Source organism: Rhodococcus sp. 320_ES (genome assembly GCF_059691855.1).
Genome location: NZ_JCAWAG010000004.1, coordinates 79,287 through 100,081, shown reverse-complemented (window position 1 = coordinate 100,081; position 20,795 = coordinate 79,287). Strand labels below are relative to the sequence as shown.

The window sequence follows — 20,795 nt, the reverse complement described above, 5'->3', positions numbered from 1 at the left end:
GCACATGACGTCGTCGACGCGCGGGTGGCAGAGCTACTTCGCCCACCCACTTCACGGTCCTCTCCCCGCCATCCTCGTCTACGTCACCCTCATCACCGGTGTCGTCGACGCGATGAGCATCCTGGCTCTGGGACGCGTGTTCGTGGCCAACATGACGGGCAACGTGGTGTTCATCGCGTTCGCGATAGGGGGAGCACCAGGGTTCTCGCTTCTGGGCTCGGTGCTTGCCCTCGCCGGGTTCGTGGTCGGCGCCACCGCAGGTGGGGGTCTGATCGCGCGGATGAAGGGACGGCGGGGGCCCTTGCTGCGGAACACGTTGCTCTTCCAGCTTGCGCTGATGGTGTGCGCGGTGGCCGTTCATTCGTCACCCAACATCGTCGTCCTCCTTGCTGCGATCGGCCTCGGTCTGCAGAACGCAGCAGTGCGCCAGCTCGCCGTTCCCGACATGACCACCACCGTGCTCACCATGGCCATCACCGGCATCGGGTCGGACATCCGCAAACGTGACGGCGCCGCGGTAATCCGTCGATTGCTGTCGGTGGGTGCGATGTTCGCCGGTGCGCTCGTCGGGACTCTGGTTGTGCTGCACACCGGCGTGACGGCGACGCTGATCCTGATCGTCGTCCTGTATGCCGTTGCAGCGTTGGTTGTTGCCGTGGTCAGTGTTCCCGAACCGAGTGCTCGCTAGACCTGGCACACTGGTGCCATGGGTCGCTTTTGTCTGGTTTCTGCTGTCGCTGTCTCCGCCCTCGTTGTCACTGCCTGTGGGTCCTCCCAGCGCGCGACGACGCCGGATCCCAGCACCACGACCGTGCCGGCGGCCGCGAGTTCCACCACCGCGACATCCGCGACGGACGCGACCGTCTACACCCTCCCCGGCACGGGTGTGTTCCCCGAAGGCATCACTGCCGACGACGACACGTTCTACGTCACCGCAACCGCCGACGGCGCGGTCTTCCGCGGAACCGTGGGGACGCCCGACGTCCAGCCGTTCCTCGCCGGTGGGCAGGACGGGCGCACAGGCGCAGCAGGTCTCGACGTCGACGACGACCGGTTGGTCATCGCGGGCGGTGCCACCGGCACCGTCTGGATCTACGACACGAACTCGGGTCAACTCACCGGGCGTTTCAGCAACGGGCTCGGGACCGACGCCACGTTCCTGAACGACGTGGCCATCGCGGAGAACGGCGACGCCTACGTCACGGATTCGCGGAGCCCCACCCTGTTCCGCATTCCTGCGAACCTGCTCGACGGAAACAACCCCGCGCAGGCGGCGCTCGAATCGTTCGTGGACTTCACCGGATCGCCGTTCGTCTACGGCGAGGGGTTCAACGCCAATGGCATCGTCGAATCCGACGACGACTCGGGTCTGCTTGTCGTGCAATCGAGTACGGGCAACATCTACCGTGTCGACGCACGATCGAAGGCCGTCACACAGGTCGATCTGGGCGGCGCGACCGTCCGGAACGGCGACGGCATGGAGACCGACGACGGCACCCTGTACGTCGTACGCAATCGCGACGGAATCGTCTCGACCATCGACCTTGCCGACGACGGCACGTCGGGCCGGGTGACCGGCGAGATCACCGATCCGAGTTTCGCGTACCCGACCACTGCGGCGTCGATCGACGATCGATTGCTGGTGGTGAACAGCCAATTCGACAAGCGCGGCGGCACTCCCGTCGAGCCGTTCACGGTCAGCGGCGTCAGGACGAACTGACCATTCCGCGGTGCATCACGCGGTCGCCCACGACGCCCGCGTGATCGGCGCGGTGCATGACGCACCGGTTGTCCCACATGACGACGTCGCCCGGTGACCAGGAGTGGCGGAGCAGGTTGTCCTCGCGCGTCGAGTGGTCGACGAGGTAGTCGACCACGGCTCGGGTGTCCTCGGGCTGCACCCCGGTTATCGCCGCGCACCGCGCGGGAGCCGACAGGTACAGCGCCGTGCGACCGGAGATCGGATGCGCGAGAAAGAGGCGATGATCAGCCGACGTCTCCTCGTCCTCATCGAGCTCGAGTCCGGTCACCACGTGCGTGACGACGGCGTCGGACAGTCGCTCCTTCACATCCGCGGGCAACGTGTCGTAGGCGGCGTACTGGTTGCTGAACTGTGTCTGGCCGCCTTCGGCCGGTACCTCGACGGCACGTAATGCCGTGTACGCGGGCGGGTTTCGGACGTAGCTGGTGTCGACGTGAAAATTCGACTTGGGCGGTGTCGTGCGTCCGACGTTGGAGATCACGTTCAGGTCGGGGAATCCGTCGACCGGGGTCTCGCCGGTGGTGAACATCAACTCACCGAACGCCCGCAGGAATGCGAGGAAGGCGATGTCGTCCACGAATTGCTGCGGCATGACCACCACGCCGTGCTCGGAGAGGATCCGCTTCAGTTCGGTGACGTCGGCGGGGGTGATGTCGTCGACGCTGATGTCGGTGACACGGGCGCCGACGGGGGAGAGAACCTCGTACTTCACAGCAGCTCCTTCACAGAGATGGCGAACAGTCGGTCGACGGGAATGCCTGCCGCGGAAGCCATCACGGCCACCACGCTCGAGGGGGCGTACGAGCAGTACATCCCTGCTTCGAGGAACCAGGGATTTCCGTCGGGATCGATCCGGAAGTCGAACAGGCTGTAGTGCCGAGCGCCGAGCGCGACGTGGGCGAGACGCGCAGCCTCCCACACCTTTTCGGTGATGGGATCGTCGACGTCGAGGATCCAGGCTTTGGTCGCTTCCTTGGCCACGAGGTACAGGTCGCCGTCGTCGGTCCGATTCAGCTTGTCGCCGCGTCGCCGAATTTCGTCGACCGCGTATTCCTCGAGGGGCAGGCACACGAGTTCACCGTCTCGAACGATCACGCCGCACCGCACCTCGCGGCCGAGTGGAATGTACGACTCCACCAGCGCCGCATCGGAATACGTCAACGCATCGGCGACGGCGGCGTCCAGCTCGTCGGCGTTCTTCACCAAAGCGACGCCCATCGAGTTGTCCGAATCCACCGGCTTGACCACGACGGGCAGTGGTACATCGACGGGTCCGGTCGCGCGCACGACGACGCCGGCGGGGACGGGAACCCCCGCGGCTGCCACGATCGCCCGTGCGGTGTTCTTGTCCGCCGTCGCCGCCATCACGTCCGGGCGGTTGCCGAGATACGGAATACCCAGCAGATCGAACAAAGAGCGGTAGGTCGTCATACCCGGCAGGCAGAACATCTGCGGCACCATCACGTCGATGTCGGCGGCGGTCAACCGTCCGACCGCGTCCGGCAACGACATCGGGTGCGCGCCGGCAACAGCGGCGAAGCTGTCGGCGAAGCGCCACGAACCGTCGGGAGATACGAAGGCGATCTCGAACCGGTAGGCATCGTTGCTCGTCAGCGCGTCGACGAACCCCGACGCGTACACCCGCGACAGGTCGGCGTGGAAGTCGTCCACCGCCGACCCGGCGAGTACGAGAACGGACAGCGGGGCCATCAGTCACCCCCTACTTCGACGAGCTTGCCGATATTGAAATCGATTCGTGTCCAACCCTTCCCGCTGCGCATGTTCTTGATCAGCAGGGATGGAATCTGTAGGTGGTGCACGAGGAAGTACGGCCAGGGGTCCCAGGACGCGTAGATCGCGTCGGTTCCGCGCAGGATGGTGCGGATCCTGGACCGCTTACCCGGCTGGGTGAGCAGCCGCCACAGTTCGTGGTAGATCCAGTACGTCGGCTTCGATTCGGCGGTCGGAAGGATGACGGGGTGCCCGTCGTCGAGGTACGCCGCAGCGAGCTCCGGATGGTCGTAGAACATCGTGATCGCGGAGTGGGTCCGGGGATTGCATTCGATGGCGTACGCGTGACCGTCGTCGGCCTCGATGAAGTCGAAGGCCATCTGCCCCGTCGCGCCGAGTGCGCCGACGAAGGTTTCCACCCACTCGAGGATCTCGGGCTTGTCCACCATCGCGTAGTTCACCTGGAACGCCGACGATTCACAGCACGCGTACACCTGTAGTTTGCCGTTGCGGACGGTCCCGTGCGTGCAGTATTCCTGCCCGGTGACGAACTGCTGCAGAATCCACGGGTCGTCCTCCGAGATGTGCAGGCTGCGAGCGAAATCGAGATTCGGGTCGGCCGCCGACAGTCGCGTCAGGTCCATTCGACCGACCGGGTTGTAGGCGATCCGCTTGAGGATGTACTCGCGTCCCGGAGGGAAATCGAACTCCTCGATCTGCTTCACATCGGTGATACGACGCGAATCCGGCACTCGCACATCGAACTTGCGGGACAGCTCGGAAAATTGATCCTTGTCGTCGAGCATCCGCACGGTGTGCGCGTCGCCGTGAATGACCTCGCAGTGCTGGTCCAGCAGAGCGCGCGCGTCGGCGTCGTGAATGCTCGCCGCCGGGCTGGCGACGGGAACGAACACGTCGACACCCTCCTCGAGGACGATGTCGAGAAGCGCGTCCGCGTAGTCGGGGGCCGTCGGGTCGGGGACGGTGCAGAAGCGGTCCACCGCCTTCGAGAAACGATGACCGGTGAACCGGTATTTGGCCGACTCCACCAGAATCACTCGGTGGCCGGCCAGGTGGAACGCGCGGGCCAGAGCCAACGCCTTGGTCATCTTGCCGCCGCTGACGAGGATCGTTTTCGGTGTCTGCGTGCGGGTGGTCACCGGGGGAGCGGGACGGCGCATTGCAGCCACCGTGATGGCCAGGTCGACCGGCAACGTGACGGTCAACCCGGCCAGTGCGGCAATGCTTTTCAGCACGTGCTGTCCACTCGGCGGATCAGCGTCACCCCGTCACGAAGCGGCAGAGTCACCTGTTCGACGCGAGGGTCGTCGGCGACGGCGCGGTTGAACTCGGCGATGGCGTCGCCGTTGGCCGAGCGCGGGCCCGTCGCCCAGGGCTGTCCCTGCATCAGAGTGTTGTCCACTGCCACAACCGCATCGGGTGCCAGAAGGTCACTGTCCATCAGGTACCGGAAGTACTCGAGATAGCCGGGTTTGTCGGCGTCGACGAACACCAGATCGAACGGACCGGTGAGCCGCTTCAGCGTGTCCAACGCCGGACCGACCTCGACGGTGATCGATCGACCGGCCTCGGACTCGGCGAAGCACCGACGAGCGAAGTCGGCGACACCGTCGTCGAGCTCGCACGCGGTGACCGACCCGCCCGTGGGGAGCGCCTCGGCCATCGCCAGTGCCGAATAGCCGGTGAACATGCCGATTTCGAGCACACGAGTTGCTTTGGTCATGTGCACCAGGAACTTCAGCGTCTGTCCCTCGACGTGACCGGAGAGCATTTCCTGCTCCAGCGGGCCGTTGCCCCAATCGGCTTCCCTGGTGCGGCGGGCCAATTCGGCCAGGGCGGGCGATTCCGGGGAGGAACACGTGTCGAGATACGGGTCGAGCCCGGCTGCCAGATCGCGTGCACGACGCACGCGAGCCAGCAGTTCGGGCTCGATCCCGGCCATCTCGCTCAGTTGTCCTGCGATGTCGCCCAGTTCCGCCGCCAGGATGGTGGTCGGCGTGACGGGACGCGCGGAGGTGGAGACGGAGTCGGGCATCGATCAGCTGACGGGCTGGACGACAGCCGGCTCCGTGCTGGTGAACATGTCGATGCCGTCGCCGCCGCGCTCGAAGTCGAGAACGATCTTCTTGTGCAGCGCCAACGTGTCGGCCAGTTCGTCGGTGGTGACGTCGTTGAGGAAGGTGCACGCACCGATCGGATCGGGAACCGCGGCGCGAAGGAGTCCGTCACGCGTCTTGAGGATGGAAGATGTTGCTTCCGTCAGCAATTCGGGTGTCAGGTAGTCGCTGTCGAGTGCGAGTCCCAGCCGGTTCATCACGCCGAGGATCCGGTCGCGATCGGCTGTCGACAGCAGTCCGCGCTGCTCGGCCAGGGTCGCCGACAGAGCCATGTCGATGTTGATGGCGTGTCCGTGGAAGAACGGCGCGGGCGGAGTGAGCTCGAGCGTGGGGCTCCAGGTGTGGCCGTACGCGATCACGCGGTCGAGCATGATCTCGTGCAGGTTCGGTGCCTCGAGCACCAGCATGGTGTCGATCGCCTGGTAGGTCAGCCGGTCGGCAACCTCGCGCAGCTCCGCGGTTCCGTCGAGGTGACCGAAGCGCGTCTTCAGCAGTTCCGGGCCGTACTGGTCCAGCATGTCGAAGATTTCGGAGTTTCCGACCACCGAGATCTTGATCAGCTCGGCCATGCCGTTGCGAACCTGATCCTCGGGAAGGGTCTTCAGGAACGAGAAGTCGAGCAGAACCTTCTCGGACGCGTGGTAGGCACCCAGGCGGTTCTTGTGCTTTCCGTAGTTCACCGCAACCTTGATCGAGACGCTGGCGTCGATGAGGCCGATCAGGGTGGTGGGGATGCGGATGTACGGGGTGTTGCGTCGGTAGCTCGCGCAGGCGAATCCGGCGACGTCGGTGGTCAGACCGCCGCCGACGACGAGAACCGGCTCGGTGCGGACGAGGCCGAAGCGGTCGAACTCACCGACGATGCGCTCGAATGTCTCGATGGACTTGGCGGTTTCGGCGATCTTCACCGGCACCACGCTGAGGTCGATCGAGTAGTGATCGAAGTACGCCGAGATCTGCTCGCCGTAGATGGCGTGCACGGACTCGTCCACGACCATCAGGCACCGGCCGTAGGAGCGGTAGCTGTCGGCCAGTTCGGTGTTCTGAAAAGAGAACACACCGTCGACGTAGAGAAGGTCGTACTCGATCTTCTCGTAACCCTCGACGTGGAAGGCCCGCTCCGTTGCGGTCACCTGCGCTTGCATCGAACTCATAGATCGGATCCTTGTCTGTCACAGCGTGAGGAGGTTCGCCACGCTCGGGAGCGACTGTCTGCCACGGCATTCGAGGCAGGCAGCCGCATCGGATGACCCGTCAGCTGGTGGTCAGCTGACGGAGATGGCTGGGATCCAAGCTGTCGACTGTTTCAACTGCGGCAGAGAAGTCGCCGCCCTTGGTGTTTGAATTAGGGAACGCGACCACCTTGACGGACGCTGCGGATGCGGCTGCGACGCCGCCCTCGTTGTCCTCGATCGCGACGGACGACGACGCGTCCTCGCCGAGCTGATCGAGAGCGTAAAGGTAGGACGCGGGATCGGGCTTGCTCTCCTGGACCTTCGAGAGGTCGACGACGACGTCGAACGACACGTCGTCCAGAGCGTCGAGGAGTGCGGTGACGTTCTCGGGCAGCGTGGTGGTGACCAGAGCTGTCTTGAGGCCGTTGGCCTTCGCCTCGGCCAGCGATTCGACAACGCCCGGACGCGGCTGGACGCCTTCGCTGCCGATCAGCTTCTGGAAGATCTCGGACTTCGTGGCGTGCACGGCCTTCGCGTCGACGTCCTGGTCGACAGACTTCGCGTACTCGGCGATGCGCTTGGCGCCACCGTTGGTGCCGAGCGTCGCGCGGTAGTCCTCTCGCGACCAATCCCAGTCGAGGTTGTGAGCCTTGAATGCCTCGTTGAAGGACCTGCGCTGCAATTCGGACGTATCTGCGACGGTGCTGATCGATCCGAACAGGATGGCGGCCATCGGGTTCCTCTCACTCGCAAGTGCTGTTGAACGTCCAGCGCCGAGTATTCGATGCTGGGCGTGTGCGCGGACGGAATCGGTCCGAGCGTCACGAGTGAGTGCCCCCTGGGTGTCGGGTGTAAACGGTGACTTTCGGTAACGACGCTGCTCGGTTCGGATACGCCGCGAACCGCTGAACTACACGCGTGTAATTCGTTCTGCCCCTTGGTGTCTCGATTCGTGATTTCTTGCGGTGCGGCTCTCCGTGAGTCATCATCAATCACAATCGTCACTTTTGCCACGACAGTCACATGCGACACATGGGGAGATCGAATGCGCTTGCACCAACGGGTGGCCGTGATCGGAACAGCTCTGACGGTCGCCGTCGGTGGGTTCACGGTGCTCTCCGCCGGCGTCGCGTCCGCCGAGCCCTGTGGCGTCACCGGCGTCGGCTCGACTCCGTTCGGCAACCTGTTCGGAAGCAGCAGCTTCGGGAGCAGCGGGGCAGGCGGAGCGAACCCGCAGGGCCCGCAGGGAGCGCTCCCCAACCTGGGACCGGGCAATACCAGTGCGGTCGCGTGGGTCACCGGGCCGCAGAGCCCGAACAGCACGTACAACCGATTCGGTATCTCCGGCACCGACCTGGGCATCAGCTGGGACAACGGCAAGGGGCAGACCCTCATGGCCTTCGGTGACACGTTCGGCAACTGTTCGCTGCCGAGCGGTCAGTGGCGGTCCAACGTGTTGATGCGCTCGTCCGACACCAACCTGGCCGACGGCATCGCGGTACCGGACGGCGTGCCCGGCGACCGCAACTCAGGATCCGTCATGGACGTACCGAACTTCTCGCGGGAAATCGTCACCTCGCTCAAGATTCCCGAAGTCGAAGCGACGACCATTCCGACCGCCGCTATTTCCATCGGCGACGACCAGTACATGAGCTACATGTCGGTGCGGACCTGGGGAGCACCGGGCCGGTGGGTCACGAACTTCTCGGCTATTGCGAAGTCGAGTGACAACGGTCAGACCTGGACCACGGATCAGAGCACCATCCGCGTCAACACCGGCATCACCCTGCCGGGCGGCGGACAGGTCGATCGCAACCAGGGCAAGTTCCAGCAGGTCGCGTTCCTGAAGGACAAGGACGGGTACGTCTATCAATACGGAACGCCCAACGGACGTTTCGGCGCTGCGTACCTCTCCCGCTTTCTCCCGCAGGACATCACGAGTCTGAGCAAGTACGAGTACTACACCGGTGCCGGAACGTGGTCGAACAACATTGCGGACGTGAAGGACACCGACGTGGTGGTCGGTGATCCGGTCAGCGAGCTGTCCGTGGCGTGGAACGACTACCTGAACAAGTACGTCATGCTCTACGGCAACGAGGTCACCGGTTCCATCGTCGCGCGCACCGCCGACAAGCCCGAGGGCCCGTGGAGCAGCGAGAAAACGCTGATCTCACGTCAGCAGAACAACGGCGGCATCTACGCACCGTTCATCCACCCGCGCTCCAGCGGCCGCGACCTCTACTTCACGGCGTCGCAGTGGTCCGGCTACAACGTGATGCTCATGCGAACGGATCTCGACGCTCTGCGGTGACCATGGCGAAGTGGTCCGCGATATCGCCGGCCGTCGTGAACCAGACCCCGTCGGAGTGCGACGTCATGTGTTCGAGCGCCGCACGAAAGCGTCGCAGACGGTAAGGCTGTCCCGTCAGGAACGTGTGGACGGAGATGGCCAGCACGACGGCCTGCTCTTCGGAGTTCTCCTTCAGCTCGTCGAAGGAGTCGACGATCGTCTGCTCGAACGTCTCGGCGGTCGCATGATGGTGGACGAACACGGGTAGGTCGTTCACCTCGTGTGGGTACGGGACACTGAGTAGCGGTCCGCCCCGCGTCGACAGCCACACCGGCTGGTCGTCGATCGGCCAGTCCAGGGTGTAGCCGAAACCGTTCTCCGCCAACAGGTCCTCGGTCACCCGTGACGGATTCGCGCCCGGACTCATCCACCCCCTCGGCGCTGTTCCCTCGTGCTGTTCGATGACGCGGCGGATGTCCTCGATCGACCGGCGCTCGTCGTCCTCGTCCTGCTGATTGGGTTGCACGGCGTTCGTGCGACCGTGCGCGACGATGTCGGCGTCGAGCTCACGGAACGCGTCGAGCAGTTCGGGAGCATGCTCGTACATCTCGGTGTTCACCAGCAGGGTGGGACGAATACCGCTGCGCTGCAGCGTCTCCGCGATACGAAAACCGCCGACGCGATTTCCGTACTCCCGCCATCCCCAGTTGTAGGTGTTCGGCTGCTTCATGTCCGGGGTGTAGCCGAGGCCGGGCGAGCCGTCGTCGTAGGGGAAGTGTTCGCAGTTCACCGCGACGTACACGGCCAATCGTGCTCCGCCGGGCCACGTGAACTGCGGGCGGTCGGTGATGGCGGAGTAGTCGAAGCGTCCGTGGGAGGGGAGGGCCATCGGTCCATTGTGCTCCCGACGATCTTGGGTGCGGGAGCGTGCGTTCAGCGCACGTTGTGGCACCCAAGATCAGCGTCCCAGGGACCGAGCCAGATATGTCCCGGTGTGAGTGTCGCTCGTCAGGAGATCCTCGACGGTCCCGGTGAACACCACGTGGCCCCCGTCGTGCCCACCGTCGGGCCCGAGGTCGATCACCCAGTCCGCGGCGGCGACCACGTCAAGGTTGTGCTCGATGACGATCACCGTCCGCCCCTCGTCGACCATTCCCGAGAGCAGCTCGATCAGGTTCGACACGTCCGACGGGTGCAGTCCGGTGGTCGGCTCGTCGAGCACGATGATCGGCGACGACCCCACCAGCTCGGAGGCCAGCTTCAGTCGCTGACGCTCACCGCCCGACAACGACGACAGGTTCTGCCCCAGCGACAGATACCCCAGCCCGACGTCCTTGCATCGCATCAGGATGTCGCGAATCTTCTTGACCTCGAAGAAGCCGGTCGCCTCGTCGACGGACATCTCGAACACGTCGGCGATGCTGATGCCGTCGACGGTGTACTTGATCGCTCCCGAGCGAAACCGCCTGCCCTGACAGGTTTCACACATGCTGCTCACCGGGTCGGTGAACCCGAGGTCGGTGAAGATGACTCCGCTGCCCTGGCAATCGGGGCACGCACCGTCGGAATTGGGCGAGAACAGCGACGCCGGCCTGCCGGTCTTCTTCGCGAAGTACGCGCGGATGTGCTCGAGCAGCCCGGTGTAGGTGGCGGGGGACGACCGTCGTGACCCGCGGATGGGCGCCTGGTCGATGATGACCGCGTCGGGTGCGGCATCGCGAAGATGCCCGTGGATCAGGCTCGACTTGCCCGACCCCGCAACGCCCGTCACCGCGGTCATGATGCCCAGGGGCACGTCGACGCTCACGTTCTGCAGATTGTGGGTGCTCGCGTTCTCGATCCGGATCTGTCCCGTGGCGGTGCGTGGGGATCGGGCGGCGGACCCCTCGCGGCGTAATGCTCGTCCCGTGCGGGTGTCGGCGGTCGTCAGTTCGTCGAACGTTCCTTCGAACACGACGGTGCCACCCGACTTGCCTGCCGCAGGTCCGATTTCGACGATGCGGTCGGCGATGGCCATGACCTCGGGATCGTGTTCGACGACGAGGACAGTGTTTCCCTTGTCCCGCAACGCGAGCAGCATCTCGTCCAGCCGGTGGACGTCGCGCGGGTGCAGACCGGTCGTGGGCTCGTCGAAGACGTACAGCATGTCGTTCAGAGTTGCGCCGAGATGCCGCACCATCTTGATGCGTTGCGACTCACCGCCCGAGAGCGACGACGTCGCGCGGTCCAGGCTGAGGTAGCCCAGACCCAGATCCACCAGTCTGCGCAGCTGCGTGACGATCTCGGACTTCGGACCGTCGAGATCCTTCAGATTCCAGCCGTCGATCCGGTCGGCCAGATCGGAGACCTGCATCGCGAACGCGTCGGGAATGGAAAGTCCTTCGAGAGTGGCTCCCCGCACCGTCTCGTTGTAGCGGGTGCCGTTGCAGTCGGGACACGTGCCGCGGGTGACGATGCGGTCGAAGGCCTCCTTCGACTTCCCCTTCATGGCATCGGCGTCCTTGGCGAGGTAGACGCGCCGGAAGCGAGAGGCTATGCCCTCGTAGGTCTTCACGATGGCGTCGGCGTTGAGTGGCTCGACTTCACCGGGCTTGGCGTCGAAGAAGAGGTGCCGTTCGCGGGCGGAGTACTGCTCCACGGGAACGTCGAGGTCGAACAGGCCCGAGTCGGAGAAGATTCGGTAGGGCCATTTGCCCGGCTGGAAGTCGGGATGCTTGAAGGGGCCTTCGCGCAACGACTTCGACTCGTCCACCAGTTCGGCCATGTCGATGATCTTGGCCTCGCCGAGGCCGCCGCACTCGGGACACATGCCCGCTGGGTCGTTGAAGGAGAAGGCGTTCGCGTAGCCGATCGAGGGCGATACCCCGCGGGACCACAGCATGCGCAGCCAGTCGCCGATGTCGGTGATGGTGCCGACCGTCGACCGGGGGCCTCCGAACAATCGCTTCTGATCGACGATGACGACCGCGGACAGGTTGGCGATGAGGTCGGCGTCGGGCCGGCCGTAGGAGGGCAGGAAGGTTTGCGCAAAAGCGGTGAACGTCGAGTTGATCTGTCGCTGAGCTTCCGCGGCGATGGTGTCGAACACCAGCGACGACTTGCCGGATCCGGAGACGCCGGCGAAGACGATCAACTGGCGTTTGGGGAGGTCGAGGTCGACATCCTTCAGGTTGTTCTCGCGTGCGCCCCGAATGGTGATGGTGGACAGCGGATCTACGGTCACTGGTTCCCCCTGCTCATCCGTGTAACTCCACCCCCCTGTGCGCGATTTCCGCCCCTCCGGGGCACTAAATCGCGCACAGAGGGGGCGCCACCTACCCCATCGCCGAATACGACGCCGTCAGGTACCGCGCCGCCCGATCCGACCCGATGACGCCCGGTCCCATCCGGTTCATCATGTACGAGAAGGTCATCTTTGTCTCGGGGTGCATGACGATCAACGACCCACCCCAGCCGCCCCAGAAGCAGATCTTGCCGTCCGGGATGTACGGGACCGTGTCGAGCTGCGGCAGCGCGAACCCGATACCGAAGCGCAGCGGAACACCGAGAGCCAGATCGACGCCGTTGCTCTGTTCGTCGAAGATCAGGTCGATGGTGTCGGGCCCGAGCAGGCGCACACCGTCGACGGTTCCCCCGCGCGAGATCACGGAGAGGATGCGGGCAACCGAGCGGGCATTGCCGTGGCCGTTCAGCGCACCCATCTCCGCGCGTCGCCATGCGGCCGTATTGGCCGACTGCGCGTGGATCAGCGGCCCGAGAAATGTCTTTCGGCGCACCAGCAGCGGATCCGGCACGTCGTCGCCGGCCGGCGGGGGCGGGGGAACCACGTCGGCGATACGGGGCCAGTCCTTCTCCGCCGCACCGATACTGAAGTCGGCGTTCAACGGCCCGGCGATCTCCTCGGACACGAACTGCCGCAGAGTCTTTCCCGTCACCCTGCGGACGAGTTCGCCGATCAGGGGTCCCTGGCTCGCTGCGTGATATCCGGATTCCGTGCGCGACGGCCACCACGGAGCTTGGGCGGCCAGTTTCGCCGTCGACGTCTCCAGGTCGTACATCTCCTCGGTGGTGAACGGCCCGTCCCATCCCGACACCCCGGAGGTATGCGACATCACGTGCCGAACTTCGATGTCTCTTTTGCCCTCTGCCGCGTACTCGGGCCAGTAGCGCGCTACCGGCGCATGGGCGTCCAGAAGTCCGCGATCGATCAACATCAGAGCGGCGAGGTTGGTGACGGTCTTCGTCGTCGACCAGACGTTGGTGATCGTGTCCGACGTCCACGGCACCTGGCGGTCCGTGTCGCGATGCCCGCCCCAGATGTCCACGACCCGGTCGCCGTCGATGTCCACGACGATCGATGCTCCGAGCTCCTCGTCGTCGTCGATGTTCGCCGCGAGCGCCTCTCGGACCTCGGTGAACTCGGGTGCGCAGTGCCCCTCAACGGTCATGTGAACCTCCGAGAAGTCGATGGATCGCGAGCTCGACATAGTGATCGGCGACGTCCTCGATGGTCAGTTCGCCGCCGTCGTGAAACCAGCTCGCGATGCCGTTGAGCATGTCCGTGATCGCGAACGACGCGATCCGTGCATCGGGGACGGTGAACTCGCCGCTCCGGATGCCGGCGTTGATCACATCGCGGACGCGTCGCTGATAGTGCCGCCGGTAGTCCTCGACGACGGCTCGATGTTCCGGTGTGAGCGACGCCAATTCGTGCAGTCCGACAACGTATTCCACTCGTCGACGGTTCAGGTGCACCAAATGTGCCCGCACCAACGACGACAATCGCTCGGTCGGCGTTCCCGGTGCGTCGAGGAGCGGAAGCGTCTCGTCGGCGGGTTCGCGGGTCACCGTGAGGCAGATGGCGAAAAGGATGTCTTCCTTCGACGGGAAGTGGTGGTAGAGGCTGGCACCCTTGATTCCCACTGCGTCGGCGATGTCACGCATCCCCACGTTCGGGTAACCGTCGCGGGCAAAGATCGCCGCAGCGCTCGCCGCAATGTCGTTGCGCCGCTGCAACGTTCGCGCCTGCCGCGGTAGCTGCGCCGGTTCGGTCATACGGCAGCCGACGCCCGCAGCTCACGCTTGAGGATCTTGCCCTGCGCGTCGACGGGAAGCTCGCTGACGATGTGCACGGTCTTCGGCGCCTTGTAGGTCGCCAGTTCCGAGCGGCAGTGCTCGATGATCGACTCCGGATCGGCCGTCACCCCGTCACGCGGAATCACGAACGCCGTCACCGCTTCCGACCAGTACGGGTCCGGCATGCCGACGACAGCGGCGCGCAGCACGTCCGGGTGCGCGTGAATGGCGCGCTCGACTTCCTGCGACGACACGTTCATCCCTCCCGACTTGATCATGTCCTTCATTCGATCGTAGAAGAACATGTTGCCCGCGGAGTCCAGGCGCACCATGTCGCCGGTGTGCACCCAGCCGTCGCGGAACACTTCGGCGGTGCGTTCCTCGTCCCGGAAGTATCCGAGCATGACCGAGGGAGTGCGGCAGAGCAGTTCACCGATCTCGGCCTCGTTGCCGTCGGCGTCGACGACCTTGATCTCGAGGTGCGTGACGGGCTTGCCGATCCACGACGCGTCGCCGTCGGGAATGTCGTCGAGGGTGGTGAACCACCCCACCGAGCCCAACTGCGACAGTTCCGACTGGCCCCAGTAGGTGCCCCAGAGCGCGTCGGGCGCTGCCTCCGCCCACGCGCTGATGGTCAGCGGCGCCACCTGACCGCCGTAGGTGAGGCAGCGGGTCACCTGTCCGACGGTGTCGGGACCGAAGTTCGAGTCGCGGGCCAGAGCCAGGTAGAAGGTCGGTGTCTGCGCGATCACGGAGATCTTCTCGTCGGCGATGATCCGCAGGGACTGAGCCGGGTCCACCGTGGCGGGCAGCACGAGGGTGGCGCCCATCAGAGTCAGCGTCGTCATCGACCCGAGCCCGGCGATGGTGTGGAACGGCATCACGAACAACCAGGTGTCCTCCGGCCCTGTGCGCAGACCCCAACTCCACGCCGGCGCAGTCGAAATCAGGAAGTTCCGATGCGGGATCATCACGCCCTTCGGCGCCGCCTCGGTGCCGGAGGTGTAGATGACCATGGCGACGTCGTTCTCGTCGATGTCGACGTCGGGTTCCGTCGTCGGCGTCCCGGACGTCAGCTCGGCGTAGTGCTCCCCGAAGGTCACCACCGTCGTCGACTCCGGTTTGACCGACGTCACCAGTTCCCCGAATTCGGGGTCGGCCACCACCACAACGGGTTCGGCGTGCTCGAGCTGATGCCGGACCTCGGGGGCTCGGTACATCACGTTGATACCGGTGAACGCGGCACCGGCCTTCAGCGTGCCGTAGTAGGCCACGACCACGTCGACGCTGTTGCGCGCCATCGACGCCACCCGATCACCCGGCTTCACCCCGAGGTCGACGAGAAGATTCGCGAATGTGTTTGCCCGAGAATCGAGCTCGCCGTAGGTGGTGACGGACCGTGCGCCGTCGGCGGTGTAGCTGATGAAGGCGACCTTGTCGGGCTGGGTGCGAGCGTGTCGACGGAGCTGATCGCCGATCGTCGCGCGGCCGATCGGGGAGCGGTGGTGTGAGGCGATGCCGGGCACGTGAATCTCCTGTACAGGGTGGATCAGACCGAGGGGTGGATCAGACCGAGGGGTGGATCAGACCGAGGGGTGGATCAGACCGAGGGGTGGATCAGACCGAGGCGGTCTGGAACATCGGCTGCGAGAACGTCTCCAGGGCGACGATTTGCTCGACCGGATCGCGAGTCAGCTTGGTGGGGAACGGCTTCTCCGGATAGCCCACCGCGATGTGGGCGGCCGTGATGTACCCCTCGGGGATCTCGAGAAGTTCGCGTACGGCCGGTTCCTCGTGGCAGAGCAGGGTGGTGACGGCAGTCGCGACACCTTGTTCCCGCATCGCGAGGCAGAAGTTCTGCATGGTCGGGTAGATGGACGCCCCGCCCACGACCGACAGGCGGCCGAGCTCGTGATCGGTGGGATGGAGACCGTCGAGAGCGGCGCAGACCACGACGATCGCCGGCACCTCGGCAAGGTGACGAGCGAAGTAGTCGGCGTCCTGCACGGTTTTCGGCAGTGCGCCGACGGCCACCGTGCCGCCGGTGATGCCGGCGAAGTACGCGTCCCACATGGGGAGGTAGAGGTCGCTGAGCGCCTGCTTGCGAGCGGCGTCGCGCACCACGATCCATTTGACGGGCTGCCGGTTGCCGCCCTGGGGGCCGAATCGTGCGACGTCGAACGCAGCGTGGAACACCTCGTCCGGCACCGGATCGCCGAGATACCGCCGACACGTGCCGGTCGTGCGCATTGCCTCGCTGAGTTCCATGGTGATTCCTCTCGCCTGCCCGCTGTTAGTTTCTGTAGAGCAGCATTCTGTGGTGCAGGCCACATTGTCAAGCGATTTGTGCAGATCAAATGAACTCTTGCGGGACTGTGCCTAACCGTGGTTAGTTGGATGGATGACGACAAGTGTGGATCGTGAACGGCTGGCCAAGGCGCTGACGTCGGCCAACATGCCCACGCTCGTGGCCGTGCTCTACCAACTCACCGGCGATCGGACGTGGCTCGCGGTTCCTTACCTGCCCACCCGCAGCCGGGGGATGGACAACAACGACGACGGCGGCTTCGACGCCCCGACTGCCGACCGGATCCGAGCGGCCGTGCTCGACGCGGTGCTCTCCGACGCTCCCGTCGCGATCCCGAGCCCCTCGGACGCGGAACTCGTGGAGATGATCAGCGCCGCCGTCGGGGAATCCGTGCCGCCCGAGTTCGCCGCGATGATCGCCGAGGACATGGGCTTTCGCGTTCCCGAGGTGCGCCGCGCCGAGCCGAATGCGTTGTCGGTCATCGTGATCGGAGCCGGTGTCTCGGGAATGCTGGCGTCGATCAAGCTGCACGAGGCCGGCATCGACCACGTCGTGCTGGAGAAGAACTCCGACGTCGGCGGCGGGTGGTTCGAGAACACCTATCCCGGCGCCGGAGTCGACACACCCAGTCACCTGTATTCGTACTCGTTCGCGCCGCGCGCGTGGGACACCCATTTCGGCAAGCGCGACGAGGTCTGGGAGTACCTCAGTGACGTTGCGACACAGCATGATCTGCGCGATCGGATCCGGTTCGACACCGAGGTGTCCACTGCGGTCTACGACGAGGCGAGCCGCGAATGGACGGTCACGACCGTCGACGGCGAGGTGCTGACCGCCGACGTCGTGATCACCGCGACCGGTCAGCTGAACAAGCCGAAGTTCCCGATCATCAAGGGTTTGAACACCTTCCGGGGCCCGATCTTCCACACCGCGCAATGGCCCGCCGACCTGGACCTCACGGGGAAGCGCGTCGCAATCGTGGGCACGGGCGCCAGTGCGATGCAGGTGCTTCCGGCCATCGCGCCGACGGTGGGGCACGCGACGGTCTTTCAGCGCTCGCCGCAGTGGGTGTCGTCGACGGATGTGTACTTCAGCGAGATCGGCGACGACGTCAACTACCTGATGGAGAACGTCCCGTTCTACCGGCTCTGGTACCGGGCGCGGCTGGCGTGGAACTTCAACGACCGCGTCCACCCCTCCCTCCAGGTCGATCCGGAATGGGATCACCCCGAGCGGTCCGTCAACGCGATCAACGACGCCCATCGCCGCGTCTTCACCCGCTACATCGAGAAGGAGCTCGAGGGCCGCCCCGACCTCATCGAGAAGTCGGTGCCCGATTACCCGCCGTTCGGCAAGCGCATGCTGCTCGACAACGGCTGGTACGCCGCGCTTCGGCGAGACAACGTCACTCTGATCGCCGACGCCGTCGCCGAGATCACGCCCACCTCGGTGATCGCCCGCGGCGGGGAGGAGACCGAGGTCGACATCGTCATCCTGGCAACAGGTTTCGAGACCCACAAGCTGTTGACGCCCATCGACGTGCGCGGGAAGTCGGGTACGTCCATCCGCGACATGTGGGGGCCCGAGGACGCGCACGCCTACCTCGGGATCACCGTGCCGGATTTTCCCAACCTGTTCCTCACGTGTGGTCCCGGCACCGTTCTCGGGCACGGCGGCAGCTACATCACGATCGCCGAGTGCCAGGTGCGCTACATCGTCGATCTGCTGATCCGCATGGCGGACAACGGAATCGCCGCGGTGGAGTGCAAACCCGACGTCGAGGCGGAGTACGTCCGCAAGCACGACGACGCTCACGCGAACATGATCTGGAGCCACGGCGGCATGGACAACTGGTACCGCAACGACGCCGGCCGGGTGGTGTCGACGCTGCCGTGGCGCATCGTCGACTACTGGTCCATGACGCGCCGGGCGGATCTGGAGGATTTCGAGGTTTCCCGGTAGGGGGCGGGGGCTCCGCCCCCTGTGCGTGAGGGGGCTCCGCCCCCTGTGCGCGATTTCCGCCCCTCCAGGGCACTAAATCGCGCACAGCCGTGGCGGTTCCGGAACGCACCCCGGGCCCCTAGGCTGCGTTGATGGGTCCTGAACACCTCGGTACAAGTCGGCACGTCAGCGAAGTCATCGGTTGCGGACCGGATCTTGTCTACGAGTTCGCCGCCGACCCTGCAAATCTGCCGAGATGGGCGGCGGGGCTTGCGAGCAGCCCCGTGTCCATCGACGGCGATCGATTCGTCGTCGACTCCCCGATGGGTCGAGTGACGGTGCGCTTTGCACCGCACAACGAGTTCGGCGTTCTGGACCACGATGTGACGCTGCCGACCGGAGAAACCGTGCACAATCCCATGCGGGTTCTGAGCCATCCCCGTGGATCCGAGGTCGTGTTCACCGTTCGACAGCTCGACCGCAGCGAGGCGGAGTTCTCACAGGACGTCGATGCAGTCGCCGAGGACCTGGCGCGGCTCAGAGTTCTGATGGAAGCCGACGCCTAGCTCTTTCGCCGCACTTGTCCGACTTCGCTGCTACAACTCCCGACATTCACAAATTCGATGCATCGGGGGAGAGCATGTCGGAGTTGAATTTCGAATGGACCGATCAGTACCGGGGCGACGACGAGGACGAGTACGGAAACCTGTACGACGGCAGGAGTCTGTTTCGAGTTTTCGTCGACGAACTGGTGGCCGAGGGGTCGGAGGCGTCGTTCTTCTTGAGGGCCATGGCCGACGTCGTCAATCGAGACGACGTGAGCCGGGCAGAGTGGATGCGCCCTGTGGTGGCGTCGAGAATTGATGAGGCCGGACGATTCGTCGCAGCGCAGTACCGCGAACTTGCCGCGATGCAGCACGACGATCCCGATCTCGGTCCGGAAGGCCACATCTGTCTTTTCGTGCCGAAACCGGATCCGATCGACGTCCGGAGGTGGCCCGCATTGCCGAAATCCAGTGTCAGCAAACGGCGTCGAGTCATCGTGAGCAGAAGGGCTCTCTGCGCCGGCCTGCTGGTCGGGTGGGCCGATCATCTCGATGCCGCACTCGTCTCCCTGGTCAGCTCGGTCGATTCGACGGGCGCCGATACCGCCGCCGACTGGATCGGTGGGCTGTTCGAGGAGGCGCAGGAGCAGGCGACGGCGATCGTGAGTCTGTGGCTGGGTAGTCGAGGTTCGCAGACGTAAGGCCGACAGCATCGGTACAGTCACGACCCCCCTGTGCGCGATTTCCGCCCCTCCAGGGCACTAAATCGCGCACAGGGGGAGGGTGCCTACCTCCTTCGCAGCGACGCATCCAGCAGCGCCGGCGGAGTGTCGAACTTCTCGTCGGGCGCGAGATCCACACCCGGCGCGACGATCTGGTCGATCTGGTCCAGCACCTCATGGGACAGCACGGTGTCCGCTGCCGCCAGCTGTGAGTGCAGGTGGTCGACGGTGCGGGGACCGATGATGGCGCTGGTGACGCCGGGGTGCGCCGTGACGAACCCGAGCGCGAGCTGAATCAATGTCAGTCCTGCCTCGTCCGCGACGGCCACGAGCTTCTCGACGGCGTCGATCTTGGCCTTGCCGGTGGGGCTGTCGAGCCCGAATCGATCCGGCATCAGCGCGGCCCGGTTCGTCGTCGCTTCCTGCCCCGCGCGGATGGCGCCGGACAGGAAGCCGCCGGCCAGCGGACTCCACACGAGCACGCCCATTCCGTACTCCTGGGCGACGGGGAGAACGTGAGACTCGATGCCGCGCTGCAGGATCGAGTAGGGAGGCTGCTCGGTGGTGAACCGCGAGAGGTGATGCTCGCGTGCCGCCCACTGCGCCTGCACGATTCGGTACGCGGGGTAGGTCGACGAGCCGAAGTAGCGAATCTTGCCGGCGCGCTGCAGATCCGTCAGGGTGGACAGCGTTTCGTCGTCGGAGGTTGTGGGGTCCCAGCGGTGAATCTGGTAGAGGTCCACGTGGTCGACGTCGAGGCGTCGCAGGCTGTTCTCGAGCTCGGTGACGATCCATCGGCGTGAGCTGCCCTGATGATTGCGCTCGTCGCCCATGGGGTTGAACACCTTGGTGGCGAGGACGATGTCGTCGCGGCGGCCGGCGATGGCCTTGCCGACCATCTCCTCGGATTCGCCTTGGCTGTACATGTCGGCGGTGTCGATGAAGTTGATGCCGCCGTCGAGGGCGGCGTCGACGATGGCGGTGGCATCGTCCTGGGTGGTCTTGCCGATGGCGCCGAAGTTCATGGCGCCGAGGCACAGTGTGCTGACCTTGACTCCGGTGTGTCCGAGGGTGCGGTACTGCATGGCGTTCTCCTGCCGGTGGTCT

At 65.0% G+C, this 20,795-nt stretch carries 19 protein-coding genes; 6 read left to right on the top strand and 13 right to left on the bottom strand.

The genetic code is table 11. The features are described 5' to 3' along the window. Window positions 1-4: 4 nt before the first annotated feature. The gene (locus AC59JP_RS14975; protein ID WP_497326599.1) at window positions 5-688 is read left to right on the top strand and encodes a YoaK family protein; all 684 of its coding nucleotides are present in this window, start codon (window positions 5-7) and stop codon (window positions 686-688) included. Window positions 689-706: 18 nt separating this feature from the next. Further along, a complete protein-coding gene (locus AC59JP_RS14970; RefSeq protein ID WP_497326598.1) occupies window positions 707-1,720 on the top strand; it encodes an SMP-30/gluconolactonase/LRE family protein in 1,014 nt (337 codons plus the stop codon). On the opposite strand, the gene AC59JP_RS14965 is transcribed toward AC59JP_RS14970, so the two are convergent. The 6 genes from AC59JP_RS14965 to AC59JP_RS14940 all read right to left on the bottom strand — a co-directional run bounded on the left by AC59JP_RS14965 (window position 1,707) and on the right by AC59JP_RS14940 (window position 7,539). Next, window positions 1,707-2,474, bottom strand: coding sequence for a TauD/TfdA dioxygenase family protein (locus AC59JP_RS14965; RefSeq protein ID WP_497326597.1), 768 nt, complete (start codon window positions 2,472-2,474; stop codon window positions 1,707-1,709). The two genes, AC59JP_RS14970 and AC59JP_RS14965, sit on opposite strands and share 14 nt — an antisense overlap. Then, window positions 2,471-3,472 (bottom strand): D-alanine--D-alanine ligase family protein, encoded by a 1,002-nt coding sequence (locus AC59JP_RS14960; protein ID WP_497326596.1) that lies wholly within the window; start codon window positions 3,470-3,472, stop codon window positions 2,471-2,473. The genes AC59JP_RS14965 and AC59JP_RS14960 overlap by 4 nt, the downstream gene beginning before the upstream one ends. Then, window positions 3,472-4,749, bottom strand: a complete 1,278-nt coding sequence (locus AC59JP_RS14955) for an ATP-grasp domain-containing protein (protein ID WP_497326595.1) — start codon at window positions 4,747-4,749, stop codon at window positions 3,472-3,474. The genes AC59JP_RS14960 and AC59JP_RS14955 overlap by 1 nt, the downstream gene beginning before the upstream one ends. Beyond that, complete coding sequence (locus AC59JP_RS14950; RefSeq protein WP_497326594.1) at window positions 4,743-5,549, bottom strand: O-methyltransferase; 807 nt, start codon at window positions 5,547-5,549, stop codon at window positions 4,743-4,745. Before AC59JP_RS14950 ends, AC59JP_RS14955 begins: the two co-directional genes overlap by 7 nt. A gap of 3 nt (window positions 5,550-5,552) precedes the next feature. Then, window positions 5,553-6,785: a sedoheptulose 7-phosphate cyclase gene (locus AC59JP_RS14945; RefSeq protein ID WP_497326593.1), complete on the bottom strand. Its 1,233-nt coding sequence runs from the start codon at window positions 6,783-6,785 to the stop codon at window positions 5,553-5,555. 100 nt (window positions 6,786-6,885) lie between these two features. Further along, window positions 6,886-7,539, bottom strand: coding sequence for an HAD-IA family hydrolase (locus AC59JP_RS14940; RefSeq protein ID WP_497326592.1), 654 nt, complete (start codon window positions 7,537-7,539; stop codon window positions 6,886-6,888). A 312-nt stretch (window positions 7,540-7,851) separates the two neighbouring features. Between AC59JP_RS14940 and AC59JP_RS14935 the strand changes: the two genes are divergently transcribed. Then, window positions 7,852-9,117, top strand: a complete 1,266-nt coding sequence (locus tag AC59JP_RS14935; protein ID WP_497326591.1) for a glycoside hydrolase family 183 protein — start codon at window positions 7,852-7,854, stop codon at window positions 9,115-9,117. Here AC59JP_RS14935 and AC59JP_RS14930 read toward each other — a convergent pair. The 6 genes from AC59JP_RS14930 to AC59JP_RS14905 all read right to left on the bottom strand — a co-directional run bounded on the left by AC59JP_RS14930 (window position 9,086) and on the right by AC59JP_RS14905 (window position 16,440). Further along, window positions 9,086-9,985, bottom strand: coding sequence for a polysaccharide deacetylase family protein (locus tag AC59JP_RS14930; RefSeq protein WP_497326590.1), 900 nt, complete (start codon window positions 9,983-9,985; stop codon window positions 9,086-9,088). The genes AC59JP_RS14935 and AC59JP_RS14930 overlap by 32 nt on opposite strands. A gap of 69 nt (window positions 9,986-10,054) precedes the next feature. Beyond that, window positions 10,055-12,319, bottom strand: a complete 2,265-nt coding sequence (locus tag AC59JP_RS14925) for an ATP-binding cassette domain-containing protein (protein WP_497326589.1) — start codon at window positions 12,317-12,319, stop codon at window positions 10,055-10,057. 91 nt (window positions 12,320-12,410) lie between these two features. Further along, a complete protein-coding gene (locus tag AC59JP_RS14920) occupies window positions 12,411-13,544 on the bottom strand; it encodes a serine hydrolase domain-containing protein (protein WP_497326588.1) in 1,134 nt (377 codons plus the stop codon). After that, window positions 13,534-14,151: a TetR/AcrR family transcriptional regulator gene (locus AC59JP_RS14915; RefSeq protein WP_497326587.1), complete on the bottom strand. Its 618-nt coding sequence runs from the start codon at window positions 14,149-14,151 to the stop codon at window positions 13,534-13,536. The genes AC59JP_RS14920 and AC59JP_RS14915 overlap by 11 nt, the downstream gene beginning before the upstream one ends. After that, on the bottom strand, window positions 14,148-15,698 hold the full coding sequence (locus AC59JP_RS14910) for a class I adenylate-forming enzyme family protein (protein ID WP_497326586.1): 1,551 nt from the start codon (window positions 15,696-15,698) through the stop codon (window positions 14,148-14,150). Before AC59JP_RS14910 ends, AC59JP_RS14915 begins: the two co-directional genes overlap by 4 nt. A 91-nt stretch (window positions 15,699-15,789) precedes the next feature. Next, on the bottom strand, window positions 15,790-16,440 hold the full coding sequence (locus tag AC59JP_RS14905; RefSeq protein ID WP_497326585.1) for a nitroreductase family protein: 651 nt from the start codon (window positions 16,438-16,440) through the stop codon (window positions 15,790-15,792). A gap of 133 nt (window positions 16,441-16,573) precedes the next feature. Between AC59JP_RS14905 and AC59JP_RS14900 the strand changes: the two genes are divergently transcribed. From AC59JP_RS14900 to AC59JP_RS14890, 3 genes are all read left to right on the top strand, one after another. Continuing rightward, a complete protein-coding gene (locus tag AC59JP_RS14900; RefSeq protein WP_497326584.1) occupies window positions 16,574-18,442 on the top strand; it encodes a flavin-containing monooxygenase in 1,869 nt (622 codons plus the stop codon). Window positions 18,443-18,573: 131 nt separating this feature from the next. Further along, entirely contained in the window at window positions 18,574-18,987 is a 414-nt protein-coding gene (locus AC59JP_RS14895) for an SRPBCC family protein (protein ID WP_497326583.1), read from the top strand. A gap of 74 nt (window positions 18,988-19,061) precedes the next feature. Continuing rightward, window positions 19,062-19,667 (top strand): hypothetical protein, encoded by a 606-nt coding sequence (locus AC59JP_RS14890; RefSeq protein WP_497326582.1) that lies wholly within the window; start codon window positions 19,062-19,064, stop codon window positions 19,665-19,667. 86 nt (window positions 19,668-19,753) lie between these two features. Here AC59JP_RS14890 and AC59JP_RS14885 read toward each other — a convergent pair whose 3' ends face one another. Beyond that, the gene (locus AC59JP_RS14885) at window positions 19,754-20,773 is read right to left on the bottom strand and encodes an aldo/keto reductase (protein ID WP_497326581.1); all 1,020 of its coding nucleotides are present in this window, start codon (window positions 20,771-20,773) and stop codon (window positions 19,754-19,756) included. Window positions 20,774-20,795 lie beyond the last annotated feature (22 nt).

Bases quoted from the DNA above. Each gene is read 5' to 3' on its own strand.
- AC59JP_RS14945 (WP_497326593.1), bottom strand. From the start codon at position 6,785: ATGAGTTCGATGCAAGCGCAGGTGACCGCAACGGAGCGGGCCTTCCAC.
- AC59JP_RS14950 (WP_497326594.1), bottom strand. From the start codon at position 5,549: ATGCCCGACTCCGTCTCCACCTCCGCGCGTCCCGTCACGCCGACCACC.
- AC59JP_RS14970 (WP_497326598.1), top strand. From the start codon at position 707: ATGGGTCGCTTTTGTCTGGTTTCTGCTGTCGCTGTCTCCGCCCTCGTT.
- AC59JP_RS14935 (WP_497326591.1), top strand. From the start codon at position 7,852: ATGCGCTTGCACCAACGGGTGGCCGTGATCGGAACAGCTCTGACGGTC.
- AC59JP_RS14905 (WP_497326585.1), bottom strand. From the start codon at position 16,440: ATGGAACTCAGCGAGGCAATGCGCACGACCGGCACGTGTCGGCGGTAT.
- AC59JP_RS14900 (WP_497326584.1), top strand. From the start codon at position 16,574: ATGACGACAAGTGTGGATCGTGAACGGCTGGCCAAGGCGCTGACGTCG.
- AC59JP_RS14930 (WP_497326590.1), bottom strand. From the start codon at position 9,985: ATGGCCCTCCCCTCCCACGGACGCTTCGACTACTCCGCCATCACCGAC.
- AC59JP_RS14885 (WP_497326581.1), bottom strand. From the start codon at position 20,773: ATGCAGTACCGCACCCTCGGACACACCGGAGTCAAGGTCAGCACACTG.
- AC59JP_RS14915 (WP_497326587.1), bottom strand. From the start codon at position 14,151: ATGACCGAACCGGCGCAGCTACCGCGGCAGGCGCGAACGTTGCAGCGG.
- AC59JP_RS14920 (WP_497326588.1), bottom strand. From the start codon at position 13,544: ATGACCGTTGAGGGGCACTGCGCACCCGAGTTCACCGAGGTCCGAGAG.
- AC59JP_RS14895 (WP_497326583.1), top strand. From the start codon at position 18,574: ATGGGTCCTGAACACCTCGGTACAAGTCGGCACGTCAGCGAAGTCATC.
- AC59JP_RS14960 (WP_497326596.1), bottom strand. From the start codon at position 3,472: ATGGCCCCGCTGTCCGTTCTCGTACTCGCCGGGTCGGCGGTGGACGAC.
- AC59JP_RS14975 (WP_497326599.1), top strand. From the start codon at position 5: ATGACGTCGTCGACGCGCGGGTGGCAGAGCTACTTCGCCCACCCACTT.
- AC59JP_RS14940 (WP_497326592.1), bottom strand. From the start codon at position 7,539: ATGGCCGCCATCCTGTTCGGATCGATCAGCACCGTCGCAGATACGTCC.
- AC59JP_RS14890 (WP_497326582.1), top strand. From the start codon at position 19,062: ATGTCGGAGTTGAATTTCGAATGGACCGATCAGTACCGGGGCGACGAC.